Genomic DNA, 24,630 nt, shown 5'->3' on the forward strand with positions numbered 1-24,630 from the left:
CAAGCGACTATTGGGCGGGCAGGCGTACAATGACACCGCCGCCGCCTGTCTCGCGGATGGTAAGAACGAAAGGAATCACAGTGCTTCGCACTCACAACATTGGAACCCTCGGCACCGACCTGGTCGGTCAGACCGTGACGCTCACCGGTTGGGTGGATCGTCGTCGTGACCACGGTGGCGTTGCGTTCATCGATCTGCGCGATGCATCGGGCATTGCCCAGGTTGTCGTCCGTGACGAGCGTGTCGCGCACGAGCTGCGCTCCGAGTTCGTCCTGAAGGTCACCGGCGAGGTCTGTGCCCGCCCCGAGGGCAATGAGAACCCGCACCTGGCCACCGGCGCCATTGAGGTCATGGGTGACGACATCGAAATCCTGAACACCAGCGCGCCCCTGCCGTTCCAGGTGTCCTCCAATGCTGAAGATTCCGGCAACGTCGGCGAGGAAACGCGTCTGAAGTACCGCTACCTCGACCTGCGTCGCGAGCCAGAGCAGTACGCGATCCGCCTGCGCTCGAAGGTGTCGCGTGCCGCGCGCGAGGCGCTCTACGCCCGTGACTTCGTCGAGATCGAGACCCCGACCCTGACCCGTTCGACCCCCGAAGGCGCCCGCGACTTCATTGTGCCCGCGCGCCTCTCGCCGGGTTCGTGGTACGCCCTGCCGCAGTCGCCTCAGCTCTTCAAGCAGCTGCTCATGGTGGCCGGCATGGAACGTTACTTCCAGATTGCTCGCTGCTACCGTGACGAGGATTTCCGCGCCGACCGTCAGCCCGAGTTCACCCAGCTCGATATCGAGATGAGCTTCGTGGACCAGGACGACGTTATCGAGGTCGCCGAGGACGTCCTGAAGAACGTGTGGGCCCTGATCGGCTACGACCTGTCCACGCCGATTCCACGCATGACGTACAAGGATGCGATGGAGCGCTACGGTTCGGACAAGCCCGATCTGCGCTTCGGCCTCGAGCTGACCGAGCTCACCGATTACTTCAAGGACACGACCTTCCGCGTGTTCCAGGCTCCCTACGTTGGCGCCGTCGTCATGCCCGGTGGTGGCTCGCAGCCGCGCCGAACGTTCGACAAGTGGCAGGAATGGGCCAAGGCGCGCGGCGCCAAGGGTCTGGCCTACGTCACGGTCGCCGAGGACGGCACGCTGGGCGGCCCGGTTGCTAAGAACATCACCGAGGCCGAGCGTGAGGGCCTTGCTGCCGCCACCGGAGCACAGCCTGGTGACTGCATCTTCTTCGCCGCTGGCAAGCCGACCCCGTCGCGTGAGCTGCTTGGCGCTGCTCGCCTCGAGATTGGCAAGCGCTGCAACCTCATTGACCCCGACGCCTGGGCGTTCACCTGGGTTGTCGACGCGCCGCTCTTCAAGCCCACCGGTGATGCCGAGGCCGAGGGCGACGTGGCACTGGGCCACAGCGCCTGGACGGCTGTCCACCACGCGTTTACCTCGCCCAAGCCCGAGTGGATCGACTCCTTCGACAAGGATCCGGGTCATGCGCTGGCCTACGCCTACGACATCGTCTGCAACGGCAACGAGATCGGCGGCGGTTCGATCCGTATTCACCGCCGCGACATCCAGAACCGCGTGTTCAACGTGATGGGTATCGGCGAGGAGGAAGCTCAGGCGCAGTTCGGCTTCCTGCTCGATGCCTTCAAGTTCGGCGCTCCGCCGCACGGCGGCGTGGCCTTCGGCTGGGACCGCATCGTCTCGCTGCTGACGAAGTCCGAGTCGATCCGCGACGTCATCGCCTTCCCGAAGTCCGGCGGTGGCTTCGACCCGCTGACCGAGGCTCCGGCGCCGATTACGCCCGCGCAGCGTAAGGAAGCCGGCGTCGATGCGAAGCCGAAGAAGCGCGGCGAGGAAGCATCCGAGGGATCCGAGAAGTGATTCTCGCGCCGTGACCTTGTCCACGGAACCCCCATTGGTCACCGACCGGTGGGGGTTTCGTGCACAATAGGGGTATGTCGTACGTCGAGATGCACCCGGTTAATCCGCAGGCACGTTTGGTCAACACGGTCGTTGATCTGCTGGAGCGCGGCGGCACGATTGCGCTGCCCACTGACTCCGGCTATGCGATCGCGACGAAGGCTGGCAACAAGGCGGGCATGGATACGATCCGCTCGATCCGTAAGCTTGATGACAAACATAACTTCTCGTTGCTGTGTCACTCGTTTGCGCAGCTGGGCGAGCTTGTGATTATTGACAACCACGAGTTCCGCACCATGAAGGCGCTCACGCCCGGTCCCTACACATTCATCCTGCGGGGGACTAAAGAGGTTCCGCGCATCATGCTGAACAAGAAGAAGCACACGGTGGGCGTGCGCATCCCCGATCACGTCATCACTCAGGCGATCGTTGAGGCGCTTGGCGAGCCCCTGGCGTGTTCGACGCTCATTATGCCCGGCGAGGATGAGCCCCTCACAGATGGTTTCGATGTCGATGAGCGCATCGGGCACCAGGTTGATCTCGTCGTGGTGGGACCCGTCGGCGTGGCGCAGCCGACCACGGTCATCGACTTCGCGGGCGGAGATGCGGTCGTCGCTCGTGTTGGCGCTGGCGATATTTCGCTGTTCGACTGAACGCGTGGCATTCGACGCATCGACTTTTTCGCGCACGGGTTTTTGCCTGTTGCGCCAAGAGACAAGAGACGGGATCTATCGCGATACCGATGCGCTCCCGATTGTTGGCCAGCGCCTTATCGTTGATGGGGTTGACGCCGTTCGTGTGACCTTCCAATCCGCAGACGAGGCCGCCGCTGATTGCTACGTCATCTTGAACACGGTTACGGATCGCGCGTGCGAGCACCTTGACGAGTTTCGCATGGGTGCGGGCGCGGACGACGGCAATGCTCACGCGCTCGTGTGTGCGCTTCCCGCTGACGCGATCATCAGCTACCAGCAGGCGATCGTGGAGTCGTCGGAGGTGTGCGTCAGCGTCGTGACGGACATGGGGCAATGGCTTCGGTTTGTTGAGAGCGCTCGCCCCGACGCGGCCAATCCTCTGACCCTCGTCAATGGCCGTGGGCAGCGGGCTTCGCTCTTTGTTGGCCCCGATGTGGCAGTGGTGTGGCCGTCGCGAGATCTGTCCGACGCCCAGATGCGGGCGGTGCGAGAGGTCGAGATCGGTGAGGCGATCGCCGCGCGGTTGGGGATGGCAGGCGGACGTCGCGTCGTGACATATGACGGTGAGAGCGTGCCAACCTGCACCCTGATTCTCTTCGACGGTGAGATCTGGCGAACCAACGGTGTGGGCTGGCTGACCCGCCGCTATCCCGGGCTGCGTGTGGTCACCATCGATGCGGGTGCTTGTGCGCAGCGTGAGGCGGAGCTGACGGATGCGGATCGTGTTGCTGCTCTGCTTCAGGCAGTGTGTGACGAGGCCGGGGCAGGTCCCGTGATGGTCGCCGGCCAATCCTACGGTGGCCTCGCCGCGCTGGAGGTTGGCTTACGACAGGATCTGCCCGTCGACGAGATCGTCGCCCAATCGCCGTCCCTGTGGTGGGGTGGGGCTGCGCGAGGCATGGGCGAGGGGACGTTGATGCGAGACCTGCGCTCTGGGGTGGCGGCACCCCATCCCGGAGTGACGCTACGCCTGCAGGTCGGGACTCTGGAGCAGACGATGCGCCCGGTCGTTGATGACTGTGCGGAGCTTCTGCGGAGCCTGGGAGCCCATGTGGAATTGGATCATTACCGCAGCGGGCATGATGTTGCTTGGTGGCGGGAAGGGCTGATTCGTGCACTCGATGAGTGGCGTGCTCTCACATACTGACCAGTGACGAAACAGACTGGGTCGCCATGCTCCCTATAGGTTAGGCTTACCTTTGCCCTTAATAGATCGACTGAATTGAGGCACTTGTGCACCTGTCGACGCGAATCAGCGCCATCGTTGGCATCGCTGTGAGCGCTCTCGCCCTGGGAGCCTGCTCGTCCACCCAGCCCACCCCGGCCTCGTCCCCCGAGGCCTCTGCGATGTCCGAGACGCGCACTGTTACCGACGCATCCGGCCAGGAGGTGACCCTGCCGTCGCACCCGAGCCGCGTCGTGACGCTCTCCGAGCCGACGACCGATAATGCGCTCGCCCTCGGTGTTACCCCGATTGGTGTCGTGTCCGGCCGCGGCCAGCAGACCGTCCCGAACTACCTGATCGATCGTGCGGGAGATATCCCGATCCTTGGATCGATCGGCACGCCCAACCTTGAGGCTATCGGTGCAGCGCACCCCGATCTGATCCTCGTCGACGGCACCTCTGTGAAGAACAACGACACGGAAACCCTGACTGCGCTTTCTCAGATCGCGCCCGTCTTCTTCACCACTCAGTCCGGTGGTGACTGGCGGCAGACCTTCGCGCTTACCGCGGATGCGCTGGGTCTGGCCGACCAGGCCGAGACCAAGCTCGCGGAGTTCGACCAGCATGTCGCATCGGTGAGCGCCCGTCTGAAGGACGCCGGTTACCTCGATCAGACGTACTCGGTCGTGCGTTGGCAGGGCGATAGCGCGGGCCTGATCCTCAAGGAGCTCCCCGCTGGACAGGCTCTGACCGCACTCGGCATGAAGCGCCCCGCGAACCAGGACCGTGACGGCGAGGGCCACTCTGAGCCCGTCTCCCTGGAGAACATCGACCAGATCGATGCGGACTGGATCTTCTTTGGCACGCTTGGCAAGTCTTCGGTGAACAACCCGTCCGCCGGTGGCAACACGGGTGTTGAGGCTTCTGCCGCAGCCCTCGAAGAGGCGAAGAATACCGTTGGTTTTGACTCTCTCGGTGCCGTCAAGGCGAACCACGTCATCCCCGTCGACGGTTCCCTATGGACCTCGACCGGCGGCTACCTCCTGATGGACGGCATCGTCTCGAGCATCGAGGCCCAGTTCGTCCCGGCTTCCTGAGCCTGATGGTCGGACGATGCGGGTCGCTGACCTGACATGACGACACATCGTATCGCCAGCGTCGCCATTGCTTGTGCAGTGGCGACGCTGGTGCTTGTCCTCGTTGCGATGGCCTCGCTCGCCCTCGGTTCCCGTTCCATTGCTCCCGATGTTGTGTGGGATGCTCTGGTTCGTGGTGGGGCGAGTCAGGACGCTCAGGTGGTCACCCAGCTGCGCGTGCCGCGCACGATCGCCGCGCTCATGATCGGCGGTGCGCTCGGTTTGGCGGGCTCCATCATGCAGGCGATGACCCGCAATCCGCTCGCCGACCCCGGCGTGCTCGGCATTAACGCAGGTGCGGCGTTCGTCGTTGTCTCCGTGACGGCCATCTCCGGAGTCGTGACGCGTGCGGGGACGCTCGGTGCTTCCCTCGTTGGTGCCGGTGTGGCCGCGGCGCTCGTGTTTGCTATTTCGGGGCGCGGTGGCGGATCGCGTTCTCGGCTGGCTCTTGCGGGCATCGCCGTATCTGCGGCTCTTGCATCCCTCACGCAGGCAGTGTTGACGGCGAATCAATTCGCATTCAACGAGTTCCGCTACTGGGCATCCGGCTCGTTGGAAGGAGTCGATATGGGCTCCGTGGCCGCTGCGGGAGTCGTTATCCTGTGCGGCTGCGTCCTCGCAGCTCTGATCTCGTCAGCTCTCGGCGTTCTCACCATCGGTGAGGATGCCGCCGTGAGTCTTGGTGTGCGCGTGCGGCTCATTCGGGCACTGGGAGTTCTTGCGGTGACGGCTCTCGCGGGTGGAGCGACGGCGCTGGGCGGTCCGCTGACATTCGTCGGCCTCGCGGTGCCGCTCATGGTCCGACGCGTTGTGGGGGCGAGGCAGGGCGCGATCGCGATCTGGTCGACGGTTTCGGGCGCTGTGTGGGTGTGCATTGCAGATATTGCGTCGCGTCTCGTCCTCGCGCCTTCCGAGGTGCCCGTTGGCGTCGTTGTAGCCCTGATCGGCGCCCCCTTCTTCATTATCGGTGCGCGTGGAAGGGGCATGTCGTGACGCGAGAAAGCCACCGGTACACCACTGTGTCGAGAGCGGGTTTCTCCGTGCGCATCCATCGACGTAGCGCGGCGGTAGTCATCATCGGCCTCCTTCTTCTGATCGGCTTGTGCATCTATTCGCTGACACTCGGCGACTATGGGCTCAGTGCTGGGGATTCCTTCCGACGCCTGCTGGGTGATGGCGGGCCTCGAGATGATTTCCTCGGTGTCTACTTTGTTCAGTCTGTGCGGCTGCCGCGGATGCTGGCCGCTGTCGCGGTCGGGTGCGCGCTCGGCATTTCGGGGCGTATCTTCCAGACGATCTCGGGTAATCCTCTGGGTAGCCCCGATATTGTCGGGCTTTCGACGGGGTGCGCGACCGGCGCGCTCATAGCGATTATTGTGCTGGGGGCGAGTCCGGCCGTCACTGGCTTCGGAGCGTTGCTCGGTGGTCTCCTCTCAGGCGTGCTTATTCTCGCCTGCGCGGGCGGTATGCGCGTGACGGGAATACGTGTTGTCCTGGTCGGTATTGGTTGCTCTGCTGCGCTGCGCGCTATCAATTCGCTGCTGATCGTCAAGGCGCCACTGGAGGCGGCGCAGCGAGCGCAGCTGTGGAGTGCCGGATCATTTTCGGGGGTCACGTTCGCTCGACTAACGCTGCTCCTGATCGTGCTCGGCGTTGTCGCATGTGCGTGCGTCGCGGCTGCAGTTCCGCTGGGGCTTGTGGCGATGGGAGACGACGTTGCGACCGGGCTCGGTGTGCGCGTGCGCCGCATTCGTCTTCTGTCGATCGTTGTTGCCATCCTGCTCGTTGCCTGCGCGACGGCCGTCGCTGGTCCGGTCGCGTTCGTCGCATTGTCCGCCCCGCATATTGCGCATCGCCTGTGCGGTGGCGGGGGAGTGGGTTTCGCTTCATCCGCGCTCGTGGGAGCGTTGCTGGTGTTGACTTCCGACGTGTGTGCTCAGCGTTTGATTGCTCCCGCTGAGCTTCCCGTCGGTGTTGTGACGGGTGTCGTGGGAGGCTTGTATCTCCTGTGGCTGTTGATTCGTGAGGTGAGGTCGTGACTGAGGTGGGAACGAGGCCGGGGCTGGGTGCCCGAGATATCGTCGTCGGCTACGGGAAGAATGCTCCGATTCTGGATGGGCTGTCCCTGGACGTGCTGACTGGGGAATTGACCGTCATCGTCGGCCCCAATGCGTGCGGGAAGTCGACTCTCTTGCGGTCGTTGGCGCGCGTGCTCGATGTTCGTAGCGGTGTGGTGGAGTTGGACGGCAGCAGCGTTGCTGACATGAATCAGAAGGCGCTCGCGCGCAGGCTCGGATTGCTCGCGCAATCGTCCGTGGCTCCGGGCGATATGCTCGTGGAAGACTTGGTGGCGAGGGGACGCTACCCCTATCAATCCCTTCTGCGTCAGTGGAGTCGTGAAGACGATGAAGCTGTTGCTCGTGCGATGGAGAATGCCGGCGTCGCCTCCCTCGTGGGGCGGCGCGTTGGCGAACTTTCCGGTGGTCAGCGTCAGCGTGTCTGGATTGCGATGGCCTTGGCGCAGTCGACGGAGATCTTGCTGCTCGATGAACCGACGACGTATCTCGATCTTAATCACCAGCTGGAGGTGCTCCGTCTCGCCGAGCGCTTGCAACGTGCGGGTACGACCGTTGTCGCCGTGCTGCATGATCTGCATCTTGCATTCCGGTATGCCACGCACCTCGTCTTCATGAAGGACGGGCAGATCCTCGCACAGGGGGAGCCAGCCCAGGTAGTCACGCCCGAGCTCGTAGAACGTGTCTTCGCAGTGCCCTGCCGCATCATCGAGGATCCGGAGACGGGAGCTCCTCTAGTCATCCCACGCCGGTAGTCGCCATTGTGTTTCTCGATATCTCAAATGCTGACCAGCGGGTCATCAGAGGTCATGATTGCTCGATAATATTGCTCACAGTTGCAGTGACAGATTCGCGTAAATGCAGGTAAAATCAGGTGTTGAGCGAGTGTGCCGTGAATTTGCTTGTTGCTCGCAATTACATCTTGCGGACCAGGCAATAGTATGGTGCCCGTATCGAGTGGTTACTCAGGCACTGACATGCGCATTCTGGGCGTGACAGTGTTGATCGGTTGAGACTATCCCAGACAGAAGGAAACGAATACGCATGACGACACAGGTGCGCTCACAGAGCCGGGGTCTTCGCATGTCCCTGCTCGCACTGACCGCCTCTGCTTCCGTCGTCGGTGGAATGTTCGTGTCGGTCGCCCCCGCTTATAGCGCCGATGGGATTGGCGATAATGCAGGGCAGTGTTTGACTGCGTCCGAAGAAGGGGCATCGATCATAGCATCGTCGGTCGTGGCAACCGGTGTGCCGTTACATGTGGAAGGCGCTGGCTGGGGTCCGTCCTCCGAGGGTGCCCTCGGTTTCGTGATTGTGACGCTCGATGATGGCCAGGAAAAGCGCTCTGATGACATGATCCTCCCAGCGTGGGTTCCGTCCTCGGTCGCACGTAATAGGGCTGCGTGGTCCGTCGCGAAGGTCGATATGGACGGCAAGTTCTCGGCGGATATTGACCTGCCGACTACGTGGGCGGTTGGAACGCGGCATCAGGTCATGATCGGTGATGGCGTGACGGGCAACTATGTGCAGGTTGAGGTAACACTTGTCGATTCAGCGGCCGAGGCGCGCTCTTGTTCGCTGTCACCGACCGAGCTGCCGACGAGCGATGTTACCGATCCGGTGACGGATGACAGCGACGCTCCGACACCCGATTCCCATTCTGATAAGCCCCCTGTCAGCCCTACCGACGCTCCCTCCGTTCCTAGTAGCGCATCGACCAGTGCGCACGGTGAGGCTGAGGCGCCCGAACGAACGCAAGGTGACGATCCGGTATCTTCTGCATCGTCTCCTTCTCCCAGCTCTTCGTCTGCGAATGGCGGATCGTCGACGCAGTCCTCGTCTGCTTCATCCGGTGGATCTGGTAGCGGCGTGGATCCCGCTCCGGAGCCTTCGACCTCCTCGACTCAGCAAAGTGTGTCCGCATCGCAGATCGGTCCTAAGGCTCACTCCGAGCAGCAGGCCTCGAATCAGGCTGCGCGCGAGGAGGAGTCGCGCCTGAATGGTTGGATTCTTGCTGGTGGTGGCGTTCTTGCGTTGCTCGGTGCCATCGTGACGGTCAGTATTGTTCGCCGCTCCCACGGATTGCCGCGCTAATCATCTTTCATCTGGGCTAGTGCTCTGAGAAAATGTGCATTAACCGATTGGTGTGCGTTGGAATTTAGCATTCGTGCGCCACGCCTGTTACTCTAGTTTCAGAACAAATGCTTCCGAGGATTAAGTCACTAAGGAGAACGGTATGCAGCACGCACGGGCCGCTTCTGCCCTTGCCGCGCGCGGCCTCGGGGGGCGCAGTCGATTGATGAGCCTCCTGATGGCTCTGTGCCTGTTCGCTGCCATCGCGCTTGCGATCCCAGGGTTTGCTGCTCGCGCAGACGATAACGACGGGGCAATCCCTGTCCCGACGACAGCGTTCACTGTTCGAATTGAACAGGGCTCTTCTTTCGAGAAGCAGTACGGTGATACGGGTTATTGGGGCGTGATGCTCGACTCGGGTCGCGTGACGCCCATCGCGCAGCCGACGTACGAGCGTAACGGTGAAACGGTGCCCGTTACTGCGGATGATGTGTGGGTTGCCACCAGTCCGCACAGCTACACCCTGAGGGTTCCTGTGCCCAACGGACAGAACAACGTCGAGGGCATCACGTGGGCACCTGGAACAAAGCACACCGTCACGGTGCTCATGTTCAAGGAAGGCCGAGACCTCGTTGAGGGCGACCCCGTGAGCTACACGGTGAGCGTGTATCAGCCTGTTGGCGATGACGACGCGCGTACGACTGAACCGACGACGGATCCGACTGCTGATCCCGCGCCTCAGCCCACGGCCGAGCCGACGACGGAACCCGCGCCCGAACCGACGTCCGATCCCGCGTCCGAACCGACGTCCGATCCCGCGTCCGAACCGACGTCCGATCCCGCACCCGAACCGTCGAGCGAACCCAGCGCTGACCCCGCGCCTGCTCCGACGACCGAGCATCCCGCAGCTCAGCCTGATGATCCGCAGCTGCCTGCCGTGCGTCCGACTCCGACACCTTCTGAAACGCCGACCCCGACGCCTTCTGCGAGTGCTTCTGCTGGCTCCGCGCAGCCTTCCGACACTCCGGTGTCGCCTATCTCGGACGTGTCGCAGCTGACTGACGCGAACAAGGGTGGCGTGAGTGCTGCTTTCACGGGCGGGCAGCTGACGATCAATGTCCCTTCGGATAAGGCCGTTGCCGGCGACTGGGTGAGCGCGAACATCATGCAGACCGGTGAGGCCCGCTGGCTTCAGGTCGAAGACTCCAATCAGGTGACTATGGACGTCACGGGCCTGCCGATGGGCGACTACAAGGTCGTTGTGGCGAACCGACAGCATGAACTGGTCGGTTGGGCTGAGTTCAAGGTCGCTTCGACGGTTGCCGCAGCCGGTGCTGGGTCTTCCGTTGACGCCTCGGGCGGCGTGAAGCTGCATGCTGAGATGTTGTCTTCCTCGCTGGCTGGCGACGAGTCTGAAGGTCTGAATGGCTACCTGTTGGGTGCCGGTGCCTGCATGCTGATCCTCGGTGGCCTCGTCGTTGTCCAGGTTCTCTCAGGTCCCAAGATTGGCTCTTCTTCGAATGGAGTCACATTGTCCTAAGCTAGGGCTCATGGATCTGTTTGATTCTGAGTCTGTCGACGAGTCGGGCGTGCCTGCTTTCAATGCGGGCGCGCCCCTCGCCGTTCGTATGCGCCCGACGACGCTCGCAGAGGTGGTTGGTCAGTCGCACCTGTTGGGTGAGGGGGCTCCGTTGCGGCGCTTGCTCTCTCCGAGTGCGAGCGATGGGGTCTCTGTTTCCTCCGTGGTCCTGTGGGGACCTCCGGGTACGGGAAAGACGACGCTTGCCTACTTGATTGCTCGTGCGTCCGGGCGCCGGTTTGTGGAGCTGTCCGCAGTTTCCTCTGGTGTGAGCGATGTTCGTCGCGTAGTCGATGATGCTCGACGGACTCTTGCCGGCGGGGGACAAGAGACGATTCTCTTCGTCGATGAGGTGCATCGTTTTTCGAAGTCGCAGCAGGACTCGCTTCTGCCCGCGGTTGAGAATCGCTGGGTTGTGCTTGTGGCGGCAACGACTGAGAATCCCTCGTTCTCGGTGATTTCCCCTCTCCTGTCGCGCTCGTTGCTGCTGACCCTGCGTCCGCTTGATGCGGATGCGATTGAGGGGCTGATTCGTCGTGCGCTCTCGGATGAACGTGGGTTGTCGGGCCGTTTCTCCATTACTGACGAGGCCGTGGCTGGCTTGGTGCGGCTCGCGGGCTCGGATGCGCGTAAGTCTTTGACTCTCCTGGAGGCAGCCGCGGGTGTGGCTAGCGACGATGGATCCGGCGAGATTACGGTCGCGAGCGTTGAAGCGGCGGCCAACCAGGCCCTCGTTCGATGGAGCAAGGATCAGCACTACGATGTGGCAAGCGCGTTCATCAAGTCGATGCGTGGGTCTGACGTGGATGCGGCGCTCCACTACCTCGCCCGTATGATCGAGGCCGGGGAGGACCCGCGCTTCATTGCGCGGCGTATCATGATCGCCGCCTCAGAAGAAGTCGGCATGGCTGCCCCTGAGGTGTTGACGACCTGCGTGAGCGTCGCGCAGGGTGTTGCGCTGATTGGTATGCCCGAGGCCCGTCTGCTCCTCGCGGAGGCGGTGGTCGCCGTGGCAACGGCCCCGAAGTCGAACGCGACGTACCTGGCGATTGATCGTGCGATCGCCGATGTGCGTGCGGGGCGTGGGGGAGCGGTTCCCGAGCACTTGCGCGACGCGCACTATTCCGGTGCGAAGTCGCTGGGCCACGGTGAAGGGTACCTCTATGCGCATGATTATCCGCACCATGTTGCGGCGCAGCAGTACCTACCTAACGACCTGGAAGGCACGTGTTACTACGAGCCAACGGAAAACGGGCATGAGGCGATGCTCACGAAGCGGCTTGGCGTGATTCGCAATTTGCTGAAAAGACGCTAGGATGTAACAGTTGTCCGCACCAGCGGACACCTGGGGCCTTAGCCGACGGATCTCATTGATCCTGGAGTTGGCCCCATGCCGGTACCTCCGGCATGACATGAGAAACAGGAAGAAGAAACATGGCAACGAATCGTTCCCGCAAGCAGGTGCGTGAGTCTCGCGCCCTCGGTCTGGCTCTGACCCCCAAGGCCGTTCGCTACTTCGAGAAGCGTCCCTACGGCCCCGGTGAGCACGGTCGTACGCGCCGCCGCCAGGACTCCGACTACGCCGTTCGTCTGAAGGAAAAGCAGCGTCTGCGCGCCCAGTACGGCATTCGTGAGTCGCAGCTGCGCCGCACCTTCGAAGAGGCTCGTCGTACCGTCGGCCTGACCGGTGAGAACCTGGTTGAGCTGCTCGAAATGCGTCTGGACGCCCTCGTCCTGCGCGCTGGCTTCGCCCGCACCATCCAGCAGGCTCGCCAGTTCGTCGTTCACCGTCACATCCTCGTTGATGGCAAGATCGTCGACCGTCCCTCGTTCCGCGTGAAGCCCGGCCAGACCCTGCAGGTCAAGCCCAAGTCGCAGACCACGGTTCCTTTCGAGATTGCTGCCGAGGGTATTCACCGCGACGTTCTGCCCGCCGTCCCCGAGTACCTGGACGTTGATCTCGCCCGCCTGAAGGCGACCCTGGTGCGTCGCCCGAAGCGTGCTGAGGTTCCGGTGACCGTCGATGTTCAGATGGTCGTCGAGCACTACTCGCGCTGATACTGGCCTTTTCCGCGCCCCCGAGCGATGCTCGGGGGCGCGGTTTTTCTTTTATCCCACTGTCCGCTTGCGCGTGCCGAAGTGCCGTGAGCGGCGCAGAGCGTCTAACATGGGGGACTATGCGTACGTCTGAAATCCGCACCCGCTGGCTCGAATACTTCAAGAAGCAGGGGCATGAGATTCGTCCTTCCGTTTCTCTTGTCTCCCCGGAGCCCTCGATTCTGTTCACGATCGCGGGCATGGTTCCGTTCATCCCTTACATCATGGGCGTCGAGCCCGCGCCGTGGCCTCGTGCCGCGTCGGTGCAGAAGTGCATTCGCACGAACGACATTGATAACGTCGGTAAGACGACCCGTCACGGAACGTTCTTCCAGATGAACGGCAACTTCTCCTTCGGCGATTACTTCAAGGAAGGTGCCATTAATTTCGCGTGGGACCTGCTGACCGGCTCGCGCGAGGAAGGCAAGTACGGCCTCGACGGCGATCGTTTCTGGGTGACGATCTGGGACGAGGACGATGAGGCCCTGAGCGTCCTGACGAAGCAGATCGGCATGGATCCCAAGCACATCGTGCGCCTGCCGCGCGTTGAAAACTTCTGGGATACGGGTCAGCCCGGCCCTGCTGGCCCCTGCGCCGAGTGGCACTACGACCGCGGCTCCGCCTACGGTCCCGAGGCCGTGGGCGGCACCGTGGACCCCGGCGGTGACCGCTACCTCGAGCTGTGGAACCTGGTGTTCGATCAGTTCATGCGCGGCGAGGGCACCGGCAAGGACTACCCGTTGCTCGGCGAACTCGACAAGAAGGCGATTGATACGGGCGCAGGCCTCGAACGTTTGGCCTTCGTGATGCAAGACAAGCCCAACATGTATGAAATTGACGAGGTCTTCCCCGTCATCGATGCCGCGATGCAGATGAGCGGCAAGCGCTACGGCCTGGGTGCCGCGGGCCCCGAGGCCGGCGCGGCCTACGACGATGACGTGCGCATGCGCGTGGTTGCCGACCACGTTCGCTCCTCCCTCATGCTCATCGGCGACGGCGTGCGTCCGGGCAACGACGGCCGCGGCTACGTGCTGCGTCGCCTGATCCGCCGCGCGGTGCGATCGATGCGTCTGCTGGGGGTCGACGAGCCGGCGATGCCGACGCTGCTGACGGCCTCGAAGGATGCGATGAAGGCCTCCTACCCCGAGCTGGAGACGAACTGGAAGACGATCTCCGAGGTTGCCTACGCGGAGGAGGATGCTTTCCGTCGCACGCTCAGCGCCGGCACGACGATCCTGGACGTGGCCGTGGCCAGCGCGAAGGAATCGACGGGCGCGCCCGTCATCTCGGGCAAGTCGGCATTCTTGCTGCACGATACCTACGGGTTCCCGATCGACCTGACCCTCGAGATGGCCGCCGAGCAGGGCGTGTCCGTCGATGAGGAGGGCTTCCGCACCCTCATGGCCGAGCAGAAGGAACGCGCCCGCGCCGACGCGCGCTCGAAGAAGACTGGCCATACCGACGTGCGCGTCTTCCACGAGATCGAAAAGGAGATGGGCGGGGGTTCGACCTTCCTCGGCTACACCCAGGACTCCGCGCCTGCCCGTGTTCAGGCGATCCTCGTGGACGGACAGCCGGTGCCGGCGGCCGAGGCTCCTGCCGCTATCGACATTGTCCTCGATCAGACGCCCTTCTATGCGGAGATGGGCGGCCAGCTGGCCGATCATGGAACGATTCGCCTGCCCGGCGGCGACACGGTGATCGACGTGACCGACGTCCAGGCTCCGATCCGCGGGCTGACCGTCCACCGTGGTCACCTGCGTCAGGGTGGCATTGCTCTGGGCGATTCGGTGATCGCCGAGATTGACTCCGAGCGTCGCCTGGCGATCGCTCGTGCGCACACGGCGACCCACATGGTCTACGCGGGACTGCGCAACGTCGTGTCCGAGCATGCGGACCAGGCGGGGTCGGAGAACTCGCCCTCGCGTCTGCGCTTCGACTTCCGCCACAACAGCGCGCTCGCCGCTTCCCAGCTGGGCGACATCGAGGAGCTGGTGAACGAGAAGCTGGCCGAGGACCTGCCCGTGACCACCGAGGTCATGAGCATCGACAAGGCGAAGGAAATGGGCGCGATCGCTCTCTTCGGCGAGAAGTATGGCTCCGAGGTGCGCGTCGTGACGATCGGCGACGGCTTCGACCGTGAGCTCTGCGGTGGCACCCACGTACCCACGACGGGCCACATCGGCCGCGTGACGGTGCTCGGCGAGGGCTCGGTGGCCTCCGGCGTGCGCCGCATCGAGGCCCTGGTCGGTACCGGCGCGTATGAGTTCCAGGCGAAGGAACACGCTCTCGTCTCCCAGCTGTCCCAGCTCGTGGGCGGGCGCGTGGACGAGCTGCCCGCGCGCATCGAGTCGCTGCTCGCCAAGCTGCGCGAATCCGAGAAGAAGCTGGAGAAGGTCCAGGCCGAACAGGCGAAGCGTCGGGGTGGCGACCTCGCGGCATCCGCTGAGCGCATCGGCGCGGTCGACCTCGTGGCAGCCGCGGTCGACGGTGTCCCGACGAAGGAGCTGCGCGGTCTGGTCCAGGACGTCGTGGCGCGTCTGGGGCACGAGCGCGGCGCGGTTGTCGCCCTGGCCGGCACCGAGGGCGGCAAGGCCGCTTTGGTGGTTGCCACGAATGAGCGTGCGCGCGAGCTGACGCTCGACGCGGGCGCGTTGTTGCGCGCGGGACTCGCGCACGTCGATGGTCGCGGTGGCGGCAAGGCTGACATCGCTCAGGGCGGCGGTACGAAGCCCGAGGGCATCGCGGATGCGATCGATGCGATCCGCAAGGAAATCGAGGCCCTGTGAGTATTCGTCGGGGTATTCGTATCGGCGTGGACGTCGGCACCGTGCGTGTCGGCGTCAGCCGGTGCGACCCCGACGGCATTCTCACGATGCCTGTCGAAACCCTTCACAGGGCGCCCGATCTGTCTGATCTTGATCGTCTGGCTGACATCGTTCGTCGTCATGAAGCGATCGAAGTAATCGTTGGATTGCCTCGCCATCTGCGCGGGGGAGAGGGCATTTCTGCAAAGGGGGCGCGCAAGTATGCGCGTCGCATCAAGAAGCTTGTTCCCGATGTTCGGGTCGCGATGGTCGATGAGCGCATGACATCCAACCAGGCGCACGCTCGACTGCGCGCCTCAGGTATCCCGGAAATTGACCATCGCAGCGTCATCGACCAGGTGGCTGCGCAGATCATCTTGGAACAGGCTCTCGAGCTTGAACGCATGGGCGGTCGAGCTCCCGGTGAGGAGATCATCCTCGAACCCAACGAAGGAGTACACACGTGAGCACGCCTCCCCCTTACCCCTTCCGTTCTCGCCGTGAGATTCACTCCGGTGAACCCAAGGTCTACTCCGATGCCCCACAGGAGAGCTCCGACGCCACGGCGGCGCAGGATTCAGATCGTACCCCCGTTCACGGCACACCTGCGGTAGCCTCTGCCTCGGCCGACGCAGCATCCGTGCGCGGAGCGCGCCCTCGTCAACGCGCGGCTGCGCACCCGTCCTTTGATGAGGTGACGGACACTGGCTCATCACCGCGTGTATCCGCTACGCCCGCCCGCGCAAGTGGCGTGGCGACGATCGCCGAAACCGCGTCAGAAACGACTGGTATGCGCTCGCGCAGGCTTGCCAGCGAACGCCGTGCGGCCCGTAAACGCAAGCGTCGTCGTCGCATTCGTTCGTTCTTCATCATCGTTCTCGTGCTCGGGTTGCTCGCCGGTGCGAGCTACGTTGCCTACGACCAGCTCTTCAACGCATCAACAACGTCGTCGGATGACTATCCGGGCCCCGGCACCGGTTCGATTGAAGTGACCATCGATGAGGAGGCCACCGGCCGCGCGATCGGTCAGACCCTCGTGGAAGCGGGCGTCGTGAAGTCCGTGGGTGCCTTCGTGCGCCAGTTCGAGAAGACATCGGCATCCATGTCGATCCGCCCGGGCACGTACCGCTTGAAGCTGCAGATGAGCGCGTCCGGAGCGCTTGCCGCCCTGCTGGACGAGACAAACCGTGTGGACTCGACGGTGACTATTGGCGCAGGGCAGAAGCTGTCGGAAGTCAAGCAGCGCATCGTCGATATCATGGGTGTTTCCGAGGCCGACGTCGATGCGGCATTCGCCGATACCGAGGCGATCGGCCTGCCTTCCGAGGCAGGCGGTAACGCCGAAGGGTGGCTCCTTCCGGGCTCCTATGAGGTCGGTGAAACAGACACGCCGACGACCCTCATCGCGCGTATGGTCAAGGGCACGATCGATGAGCTCGACCGTCTGGGCGTCGCCCCGGCAGATCGCGAGACCGTCCTCATTAAGGCGTCCATCGTGGATGGCGAGATGAACATCGATAAGTACATGCCGATGGTCGCGCGCGTCATCGATAATCGTCTGGCCGATACGAACGGAGAGACGAAGGGCATGCTCGGCATGGACTCGACGGTGCTGTACGGCGTGGGGAAGACCAGCGGTGTGCCAGATCAGGCGGACCTCGATAACGACAACCCATACAACACGCGCCTCCACCCGGGACTGCCGCCCACCCCGATTGGGCAGCCGAGCGAAAAGGCCATCAAGGCTGTGCTCCACCCGGCCGACGGAACATGGCTGTACTTCGTGACGGTGAACCTGGACACGGGTGAGACCCTGTTCGCTTCCACTCTGGAAGAGCAGGAGAAGAACCGCGAGCAGTTTAAGGCGTACTGCGCTGCGAATCCGAAGGTCTGTACGGCCTCATGACCTGGGCCGCCGTTATCGGTTCTCCGATCGAGCATTCCCTGTCGCCGGTCATTCACCGAGCAGCATGGGCGCAGCTCGGCATCGATGGGTGGGAGTATCGTCGCCTCGAGCAGGACGGCGCATCACTTCCCGGTTTCATCGGTGGACTCGGCGACAACTGTGCGGGCCTATCGGTGACGATGCCCTGCAAACAGGCGGTGATGCCGCTGCTGGATGCGATCGATCCTCTCGCGAGTGCCGTCGGCGCGGTTAATACGGTTGTTCCGTCCTCGGGCGTTCTCGCCGGCTTTAACACCGACGTGGCGGGTATCGCCTCGGCTGTTCGCCGCGCGTGTTCGCTCGCGCAACGCCCCTTGCCTGCGAGTGCTCTGATCCTTGGCGCCCGCGCCACGGCTTCCTCGGCACTCGCCGCGCTTGGCGAGCTGGGGATAACGACGTCGACCGTCGCTGCACGCCGCTTCGGCGGGCCCGGGTCAGCTGTTGCTGCAGCATCGCGTCTGGGCGTCACCATCGAACAGGTTCTATGGTCAAACGTCGAGGCCGTGTTGCAGGCAGCGCGCGCGGTTGACCTCATCGTGTCAACAGTGCCCGCGGGCGTCGCGGATCCGCTCGCGCAGTGCCTCGATGTACGTGACGGGCAAGTCCTTTTGGATGTCGTCTATTCCCCGCGCAATACGGCATTGCGTAGCGTCTTTGAGGCAGGCGGCGGCATTGTCGCGGAAGGTACCGATATGCTCGTCTATCAGGCGGGTGCGCAGGTCCAGTTGATGACCGGGCGCAGTCCCGATATTGATGTGATGCGTACTGCGCTTGAGGAGGAGCTGGAGCGGCGCTCACGGGAAGGTGCGGCGTCGTGATCGTCGGTTGGCTTCCCCAGCGTATTAGTGCGGATCTGTCTCTCGTGTCCGGATTCCTTACGTGGATTATCGTGCTGGTGTGGCTGTGGCGCTCTGGCTGGAAGATTCAGCGGCGTTATTTCATTGAAGCGACTCGTACCCCGCTCACGCGTAACGCGATTGTGTGGAGTTCCGCGATCGTCGGGGCGATCCTTTTTGTGGCGGCGCAGATGCGCCCCGGCATGCCGGCTGTCATGACGGTTGCGATGATCGGGGCACTGAGTGCCTACGTTGACGCGCAGACCCACCGCCTGCCGAACGCATATACCGCGGCGATGGGTATCGGCGTGAGCGTGGGTGTCATTGTTGGCGTCATCATTTCGCCCCTGTGGCAGCAGCGCCTCATCGGATGTGTTGCCGGAGCTCTCATTTGGACTATCCCTATCGCACTGCTGAACCGTTTGCCCGGCGGTATGGGTGGGGGAGACGTGAAGCTCGCACCCGTTTTGGGAGCGATGGTTGGGACCGTCGGTATTCAGGCAGCGGTCTCCTCACTGGCCTTATCTTTCGTGCTGGCTGGCTTTGCTGCGCTCTGGAAAATTGTGATCGGCTCAGCAGGGACGAAGTCGCGCGTGCCGATGGGTCCTTGGATGATTGGATCCGCGCTGACGGCCGCAATCGCGTGGGGCGTCGTTCCGGACTGGCTGTAGCAGTCGGTCTCATTGTGGACCCCGCCGGGACGCGTACGCGTCCGGATGGGACAATAGGGTGGTGAGTATTTCGACGCCTTCGTACCAGTTTGAGCCTGTGAGCCTTGAGTGGGGCCAGACCTGGCCCCCACGCGACGTCTTTGTCGATCTCGCGGCCTCCAGGCGCGTGATCCCCGTTGTGCGGCGTGTCCTCGCAGATGAGCTGAGCGCGGTTGGCGTCTATCGACAGCTCGCCCATGGCAATTACGGAAGCTTCATTCTCGAGTCTGCCGAACACGGTGGTTCGTGGGGGCGCTGGTCTTTTGTCGGAGCCTCAAGTGCTGGCGCCATCGTCGCACGCGACGGTCACGCACAGTGGATCGGTTCCCACCCGGAAGGTGCTCGTGAGGAGGGAACGTTCCTTGAGGTCGTTCACTCTGCACTCGAAGAACTCGCTGCGCCGGCGATTGACGGATTGCCTCCGCTGACGGGTGCTCTCGTTGGTTCTCTCGGTTGGGGCATCATACCCGAGTGGGAGCCTACGCTCGCCGCGACAGCACCGAAGGAGTCGGATATTCCGGACGCGACGCTCGTGTTGGCGACGGAGGTTGCTGCCCTCGATCATGCGACAGGGTCGGTGTACCTGATGGCGATCGCCTGGAACCTCAACGGTTCGGCGGACGGCGTTGATGGGGCGTACGACCGTGCTATTGAGCGCCTCGATGCGATGACGACACAACTGGCGACCCCGATTGCGCCCGCGGTGCTGGGGACGAGCGATGCGACGCCGCCTCAGGTACGTGAGCGTACAGCGCGCGCCGATTTCGAGTCCTCTGTCAACGCAGCGAAGCGCGCCATTGAAGATGGTGATGCGTTCCAGATCGTCGTGTCGCAACGCCTTGATGTATCGACGTCAGCCAGCGGCATCGATGTCTATCGCGTGCTGCGTACGGTCAACCCTTCGCCCTACATGTACTTCCTGGACCTGCCCGACGAGAAGGGCGGTCATTTTGAGGTTGTCGGTTCGTCTCCGGAGACCCTCGTCAAGAGTGAACGACGCCGCGTCTGGACGTATCCGATCGCCGGTTCGCGTCCGCGTGGGGCGGATTCTGCGCAGGACCACCGCCTGGCGGCCGAGCTGCTTGAGGATCCCAAGGAGCTGTCGGAACACGTGATGCTCGTCGACCTGGCTCGCAATGACCTGTCGAAGGTGTGCGATCCTGCGTCGGTCGAGGTCTCCACGCTCATGGAGCTGAAGCGTTTTTCGCATATTCAGCACATTTCGTCCACGGTGACGGGTGTGCTGCGTCCGGATGCTGATGCTCTCGATGCTCTGGTCGCGACCTTCCCTGCGGGGACGCTCTCCGGTGCGCCCAAGCCTCGTGCCATTGAGCTCATCGACGACTTCGAACCCGCCGCGCGAGGCGTATACGGTGGCGTCGTCGGTTACTTCGATCTGTCGGGCGATGCTGATTTGGCGATCGCGATTCGTACGGCATCGTTGAAGGATGGCGTTGCCTCGGTGCAGGCGGGTGCGGGCCTTGTTGCCGATTCGGTGCCGGCGCTGGAGTATGAGGAATCCCGTAACAAGGCTGCTGCCGCAGTGGAGTCCGTCGTGCGCGCATCGACCCTGGTGCCCCTGTCCTGACTCGTCCCACGGGATGCCTCACCCACCGTCCGCTATTTTTCGCTAGCCTAGGTGAAGATTGATTGTTTCTGCCTGAAAGGGGAGCATCGTGAGCGTTCTCGATGACATTATCGCCGGGGTCCTCCAGGACCTGAAAGAGCGTGAAGATCGCGTCCCTCTGGCTCGGATCAAGGAGATGGAGACCCAGGTTCCCGAGGCGAAGGATGCGCTTGGTGCCCTTCGTAACCGTGACGGTGCCGTCAAGATCATCTCCGAGGTGAAGCGCTCTTCGCCGTCCAAGGGGGCACTCGCGTCGATTCCGGATCCAGCTGCACTCGCTTCCACGTACGAGGCCGGGGGAGCATCGGTTATCTCGGTGCTCACCGAGCAGCGGCGCTTCAACGGTTCGCTCGCCGATCTCGATGCGGTACGCGCAGCCGTCGACATTCCAATCTTGCGCAAGGACTTCATCGTCACGCCGTACCAGATCCACGAGGCGCGTGCTCACGGTGCTGATCTCGTGCTCCTGATAGTCGCGGCGTTGGAGCAGAACGTCCTTGTGTCCCTGCTGGAGCGCACCCGCTCGTTGGGTATGGAGGCCCTCGTCGAGACACACTCGCGTCTCGAGGCCCTGCGTGCGATGGAGGCGGGGGCGTCTATCATCGGCGTCAATGCTCGTAACTTGAAAACGCTGGAGGTTGACCGCTCGACCGTCGAGCAGGTCATCGACGTCATTCCTCAGGATGTCGTTGCCGTCGCCGAGTCCGGCGTTGCAAACGCGCACGACGTCTTTGAATACGCCAAGTGGGGCGCAGACGCGGTTCTCGTCGGTGAGGCACTCGTGACGTCGGGCGACCCGATGGCGAGCATTCAGGACATGGTGAGCGCTGGACAGCACCCCGCGCTGCGCACGGATCGTAAGGCTCGCGTCGCTGCGGCGCGTCAGGAAGGACAGTGATGGTTGCCGAGAATTTTGTGCAAGGACCGTACTTTGGTGATTTCGGTGGGCGTTTCGTCGCCGAGTCCCTCATGGGTCCCCTCGAAGAGGTTGAGGCTGCGTGGAAGCGTCTGTGGCGTGATCGGTCTTTCCAGCGCCGCCTGCGTGACCTGTTCGTGAATTACGCGGGGCGGCCCTCCCTGCTGACGGAGGCACCCCGTTTCGCAGCCGATTTGGGTGGCGTGCGCGTATTCCTCAAGCGCGAGGATCTCAACCACACGGGGTCGCACAAGATTAACAACGTTCTCGGCCAGGCACTGCTGACGAAGGAGCTCGGAAAGACCCGGGTCATCGCGGAGACCGGTGCGGGCCAGCACGGCGTGGCCACGGCGACAGCGGCTGCCCTCCTCGGTTTGGATTGCACGATCTACATGGGGCGTGAGGACACGGAGCGCCAGGCTCTCAACGTCGCGCGCATGCAGATGCTCGGGGCCGAGGTCATCGCTGTGACGGCGGGCTCCGCGACGCTGAAGGACGCAATTAACGAGGCCTTCCGCGACTGGGTGACCAACGTTGAGACGACCAACTACATTTTCGGTACCGCCGCGGGTCCGCACCCGTTCCCCGAACTCGTGCGTGATCTGCAGCGCGTCATCGGCGACGAAGCGCGTGCTCAGCTGCTTGCCGCCGAGGGCCGCCTGCCCGACGTCGTGGTCGCATGCGTGGGGGGCGGCTCCAACGCCATTGGTTCATTCACCGCTTTTATCGATGACCCGAGCGTCGAGCTCCTCGGATGCGAGGCTGCCGGCGATGGTTTCGAGACGGGGCGTCACGCTGCCTCCATCACCGCCGACGAGGTGGGCGTGCTCCACGGGGCGCGTACGTTCGTCCTGCAGGAACGTGACGGCCAGACGAAGGCTTCTCACTCGATTTCCGCCGGCCTCGACTATCCGGGAGTCGGTCCGGAGCACGCGTGGTTGGCGCGTACGGGCCGCGCCTCCTACATGCCGATTTCTGACGCCGAGGCCATGGATGCGTTCCTGCATCTGTCCCGTACCGAGGGCATTATCCCCGCCATTGAGTCCTCTCATGCGCTTGCTGGCGTTCGCAAGTGGGCGTTGGCCAAGGCCGAAACAGAGGGGCCTTTCGAACCGGGGGAGGAGCCTATTGTCATCGTGACCGTGTCTGGGCGTGGCGACAAAGACGTGGATACCGCATCGCGGTGGTTTGGATATGGGCGCGCGAAGCTGCAGGTCATCGACCCCAGCGCCGGACCGTCGGGCGTTACCGTCCTGGACCAGAACGAGGAGAAGTGACATGACGCGCGCACCCCATTCAGCAATCGCCATCGATGCCGCCCTCCAGCGCGGCGACGCAGCTCTCATCGCGTACCTGCCCGTCGGCTTCCCGTCGGTCGAGGACTCGATTCGTGCGGGCAAGGTCCTCGCGGACTGCGGCGTTGATGTCATCGAACTCGGTTTCCCCTACTCGGATCCCGGGATGGACGGACCGACGATCCAGCGAGCGACCGTCGCTGCTCTCGAGCGTGGCACCCACCTCGAAGACCTCTTCCACGCGGTGGACGAGCTGACCTCGTACGGCATTTCGACATGCTCGATGACCTACTGGAATCCCGTTGAGTGGTGGGGCGTTGAGCGCTTCGCCAAGGATTTTGCTGCCGTGGGCGGTTCCGGCCTCATTACCCCCGACCTGCCGCCCGAGGAGGGCGCACAGTGGGAAGCCGCGTCGGATAAGTACGACCTGGAACGCATCTACCTGAGCGCCCCCTCCTCCCCCGAGCGCCGCCTCAAACTCATCGCCGAGCACTCGCGCGGCTGGGTGTACGCGGCCTCGTCGATGGGCGTCACGGGTGCGCGTGCGGCTGTTGGCGCGCATGTCACCGATGTTGTGGCGCGTACCCGCGCGGCCGGAGCCGAGCGCGTGTGCGTGGGCCTCGGCGTATCCAATGGCGCGCAGGCCCGCGAGATCGGCGCATATGCGGACGGAGTCATCGTCGGTTCCGCGCTGGTGAAGACGCTCTTCGATGACGATATCGACCGCGGGCTGAAGACCCTGGGCGAGCTCGCCACCGAACTGAAGGCCGGCGTCAGCGGGGCCCGCGCGTGAACACCCTCGTCGCTGTCGGCATCCCATCGCCTTCGCAGGGCGTCTGGTACCTCGGTCCGATCCCGCTGCGCGCCTACGGCATCATTATTGCCGTTGGTATGATCGTCGGCGTCTGGTGGACCGCTCGTCGCTACCGAGACCGCGGTGGAAACCCGGACACACTGTATGACGTCGCTCTTTGGGCGATTCCGCTCGGAGTTGTGGGTGCGCGGATTTATCACGTCGTTACTTCCCCGGATGCCTACTTCGGTCCGGGTGGTGATCCGATGCTCGCCTTCCAGATTTGGCGCGGTGGTCTCGGTATCTGGGGTGGCGTTGCCTTCGGAGCGCTTGGAGCCTTTATCGCTGTCAAGCGGGCTGGTGTGCGTTTCGCTCCGATCGCGGATTCTCTGGCTCCCGCACTCCTGGTCGCCCAGGCCATCGGTCGGTGGGGAAACTGGTTTAACCAAGAGCTCTTCGGCGGACCGACAACAATGCCGTGGGGACTTCAGATCGACGTGGCCCACATGCCCGCCGGGTATCCGGCAGGCACTTTGTTCCACCCGACGTTTCTCTACGAGTGCCTGTGGAACCTTGCCGCAGCCGCCATTATCGTGTGGCTCGATCGACGTCACCGCTTCGCCGGAGGCCAGGTGTTCGGCCTGTACCTGATGGCGTACACAGCGGGACGCAGCTGGATCGAGATGCTGCGCATCGATGATGCGCACACGGTTCTCGGTCTGCGCCTGAACGTATGGACATCCCTTCTCGTGTTCACGCTCGGAGTACTCGTATTCGTCATCGCAGGGCGCCTGGGGCATCCGACAACCGTCGTCGCTGACGACAGCGAGGCCGCGGCGGACACCGAGGAGACAGGGGATGAGGTGGTGCCCGACGATAGCGACGCTGACGATATCGTCGGTGCCGGTGTGACCGAGGAAGAATCCGCCGACGAGAGCACCCTCGAGGCCTTCTGA

The 24,630-nt window shown here is 63.4% G+C and carries 21 protein-coding genes; all 21 read left to right on the forward strand.

All coding sequences use genetic code 11. The features are described 5' to 3' along the window. Window positions 1-80 precede the first annotated feature (80 nt). The gene (aspS, locus tag O3684_RS02975; protein WP_500065014.1) at window positions 81-1,886 is read left to right on the forward strand and encodes an aspartate--tRNA ligase; all 1,806 of its coding nucleotides are present in this window, start codon (window positions 81-83) and stop codon (window positions 1,884-1,886) included. Between the two features lie 74 nt (window positions 1,887-1,960). Next, the gene (locus O3684_RS02980; protein ID WP_500062365.1) at window positions 1,961-2,578 is read left to right on the forward strand and encodes an L-threonylcarbamoyladenylate synthase; all 618 of its coding nucleotides are present in this window, start codon (window positions 1,961-1,963) and stop codon (window positions 2,576-2,578) included. A 4-nt stretch (window positions 2,579-2,582) separates the two neighbouring features. Then, the gene (locus O3684_RS02985; RefSeq protein ID WP_500065016.1) at window positions 2,583-3,767 is read left to right on the forward strand and encodes an alpha/beta hydrolase-fold protein; all 1,185 of its coding nucleotides are present in this window, start codon (window positions 2,583-2,585) and stop codon (window positions 3,765-3,767) included. An 86-nt stretch (window positions 3,768-3,853) separates the two neighbouring features. Then, window positions 3,854-4,882 (forward strand): ABC transporter substrate-binding protein, encoded by a 1,029-nt coding sequence (locus O3684_RS02990; RefSeq protein ID WP_500065018.1) that lies wholly within the window; start codon window positions 3,854-3,856, stop codon window positions 4,880-4,882. Between the two features lie 36 nt (window positions 4,883-4,918). Next, window positions 4,919-5,914 carry a FecCD family ABC transporter permease gene (locus O3684_RS02995; RefSeq protein ID WP_500065020.1) on the forward strand — a complete coding sequence of 332 codons (996 nt, stop codon included), beginning with the start codon at window positions 4,919-4,921 and terminating at the stop codon, window positions 5,912-5,914. Window positions 5,915-5,961: 47 nt separating this feature from the next. Further along, the gene (locus O3684_RS03000; protein WP_500065021.1) at window positions 5,962-6,960 is read left to right on the forward strand and encodes a FecCD family ABC transporter permease; all 999 of its coding nucleotides are present in this window, start codon (window positions 5,962-5,964) and stop codon (window positions 6,958-6,960) included. Further along, the gene (locus O3684_RS03005) at window positions 6,957-7,751 is read left to right on the forward strand and encodes an ABC transporter ATP-binding protein (RefSeq protein WP_500065022.1); all 795 of its coding nucleotides are present in this window, start codon (window positions 6,957-6,959) and stop codon (window positions 7,749-7,751) included. The genes O3684_RS03000 and O3684_RS03005 overlap by 4 nt, the downstream gene beginning before the upstream one ends. 328 nt (window positions 7,752-8,079) lie before the next feature. Continuing rightward, window positions 8,080-9,090, forward strand: a complete 1,011-nt coding sequence (locus O3684_RS03010) for a hypothetical protein (protein ID WP_500065023.1) — start codon at window positions 8,080-8,082, stop codon at window positions 9,088-9,090. A gap of 142 nt (window positions 9,091-9,232) precedes the next feature. Further along, window positions 9,233-10,609, forward strand: coding sequence for a type IV secretion protein Rhs (locus O3684_RS03015; RefSeq protein ID WP_500065025.1), 1,377 nt, complete (start codon window positions 9,233-9,235; stop codon window positions 10,607-10,609). A gap of 10 nt (window positions 10,610-10,619) precedes the next feature. Next, window positions 10,620-11,963 carry a replication-associated recombination protein A gene (locus tag O3684_RS03020; protein ID WP_500065026.1) on the forward strand — a complete coding sequence of 448 codons (1,344 nt, stop codon included), beginning with the start codon at window positions 10,620-10,622 and terminating at the stop codon, window positions 11,961-11,963. A 119-nt stretch (window positions 11,964-12,082) separates the two neighbouring features. Continuing rightward, window positions 12,083-12,706 (forward strand): 30S ribosomal protein S4, encoded by a 624-nt coding sequence (gene rpsD, locus O3684_RS03025; RefSeq protein ID WP_500062357.1) that lies wholly within the window; start codon window positions 12,083-12,085, stop codon window positions 12,704-12,706. A 119-nt stretch (window positions 12,707-12,825) separates the two neighbouring features. Then, window positions 12,826-15,534, forward strand: a complete 2,709-nt coding sequence (gene alaS / locus O3684_RS03030) for an alanine--tRNA ligase (protein ID WP_500065028.1) — start codon at window positions 12,826-12,828, stop codon at window positions 15,532-15,534. Beyond that, a complete protein-coding gene (gene ruvX, locus O3684_RS03035) occupies window positions 15,531-16,019 on the forward strand; it encodes a Holliday junction resolvase RuvX (protein WP_500065029.1) in 489 nt (162 codons plus the stop codon). Before alaS ends, ruvX begins: the two co-directional genes overlap by 4 nt. Then, window positions 16,016-17,458 (forward strand): endolytic transglycosylase MltG, encoded by a 1,443-nt coding sequence (gene mltG / locus O3684_RS03040; protein WP_500065030.1) that lies wholly within the window; start codon window positions 16,016-16,018, stop codon window positions 17,456-17,458. The genes ruvX and mltG overlap by 4 nt, the downstream gene beginning before the upstream one ends. Continuing rightward, window positions 17,455-18,315, forward strand: a complete 861-nt coding sequence (locus O3684_RS03045) for a shikimate dehydrogenase (RefSeq protein WP_500065031.1) — start codon at window positions 17,455-17,457, stop codon at window positions 18,313-18,315. Before mltG ends, O3684_RS03045 begins: the two co-directional genes overlap by 4 nt. After that, complete coding sequence (locus O3684_RS03050) at window positions 18,312-19,004, forward strand: A24 family peptidase (RefSeq protein WP_500065032.1); 693 nt, start codon at window positions 18,312-18,314, stop codon at window positions 19,002-19,004. The genes O3684_RS03045 and O3684_RS03050 overlap by 4 nt, the downstream gene beginning before the upstream one ends. A 97-nt stretch (window positions 19,005-19,101) precedes the next feature. Further along, window positions 19,102-20,631: a chorismate-binding protein gene (locus tag O3684_RS03055; protein ID WP_500062387.1), complete on the forward strand. Its 1,530-nt coding sequence runs from the start codon at window positions 19,102-19,104 to the stop codon at window positions 20,629-20,631. Between the two features lie 88 nt (window positions 20,632-20,719). Beyond that, on the forward strand, window positions 20,720-21,568 hold the full coding sequence (gene trpC / locus O3684_RS03060; RefSeq protein WP_500065033.1) for an indole-3-glycerol phosphate synthase TrpC: 849 nt from the start codon (window positions 20,720-20,722) through the stop codon (window positions 21,566-21,568). After that, window positions 21,568-22,863, forward strand: a complete 1,296-nt coding sequence (gene trpB, locus O3684_RS03065; RefSeq protein ID WP_500065034.1) for a tryptophan synthase subunit beta — start codon at window positions 21,568-21,570, stop codon at window positions 22,861-22,863. The genes trpC and trpB overlap by 1 nt, the downstream gene beginning before the upstream one ends. Before the next feature lies 1 nt (window position 22,864). Continuing rightward, window positions 22,865-23,674, forward strand: a complete 810-nt coding sequence (gene trpA, locus O3684_RS03070) for a tryptophan synthase subunit alpha (RefSeq protein WP_500065036.1) — start codon at window positions 22,865-22,867, stop codon at window positions 23,672-23,674. Then, on the forward strand, window positions 23,671-24,630 hold the full coding sequence (lgt, locus tag O3684_RS03075; RefSeq protein WP_500065038.1) for a prolipoprotein diacylglyceryl transferase: 960 nt from the start codon (window positions 23,671-23,673) through the stop codon (window positions 24,628-24,630). The genes trpA and lgt overlap by 4 nt, the downstream gene beginning before the upstream one ends.

Origin of the sequence: Pauljensenia sp. 20925_1_27 (assembly GCF_041432835.1) — a bacterium.
Lineage (GTDB): Bacteria > Actinomycetota > Actinomycetes > Actinomycetales > Actinomycetaceae > Pauljensenia.

Excerpts from the sequence above, each read along its gene's own strand:
- O3684_RS03015 (WP_500065025.1), top strand. The coding sequence starts at position 9,233 with ATGCAGCACGCACGGGCCGCTTCTGCCCTTGCCGCGCGCGGCCTCGGG.
- trpA (WP_500065036.1), top strand. The coding sequence starts at position 22,865 with ATGACGCGCGCACCCCATTCAGCAATCGCCATCGATGCCGCCCTCCAG.
- O3684_RS02995 (WP_500065020.1), top strand. The coding sequence starts at position 4,919 with ATGACGACACATCGTATCGCCAGCGTCGCCATTGCTTGTGCAGTGGCG.
- alaS (WP_500065028.1), top strand. The coding sequence starts at position 12,826 with ATGCGTACGTCTGAAATCCGCACCCGCTGGCTCGAATACTTCAAGAAG.
- O3684_RS03020 (WP_500065026.1), top strand. The coding sequence starts at position 10,620 with ATGGATCTGTTTGATTCTGAGTCTGTCGACGAGTCGGGCGTGCCTGCT.
- O3684_RS02980 (WP_500062365.1), top strand. The coding sequence starts at position 1,961 with ATGTCGTACGTCGAGATGCACCCGGTTAATCCGCAGGCACGTTTGGTC.
- rpsD (WP_500062357.1), top strand. The coding sequence starts at position 12,083 with ATGGCAACGAATCGTTCCCGCAAGCAGGTGCGTGAGTCTCGCGCCCTC.
- O3684_RS03010 (WP_500065023.1), top strand. The coding sequence starts at position 8,080 with ATGTCCCTGCTCGCACTGACCGCCTCTGCTTCCGTCGTCGGTGGAATG.
- O3684_RS03045 (WP_500065031.1), top strand. The coding sequence starts at position 17,455 with ATGACCTGGGCCGCCGTTATCGGTTCTCCGATCGAGCATTCCCTGTCG.
- trpB (WP_500065034.1), top strand. The coding sequence starts at position 21,568 with ATGGTTGCCGAGAATTTTGTGCAAGGACCGTACTTTGGTGATTTCGGT.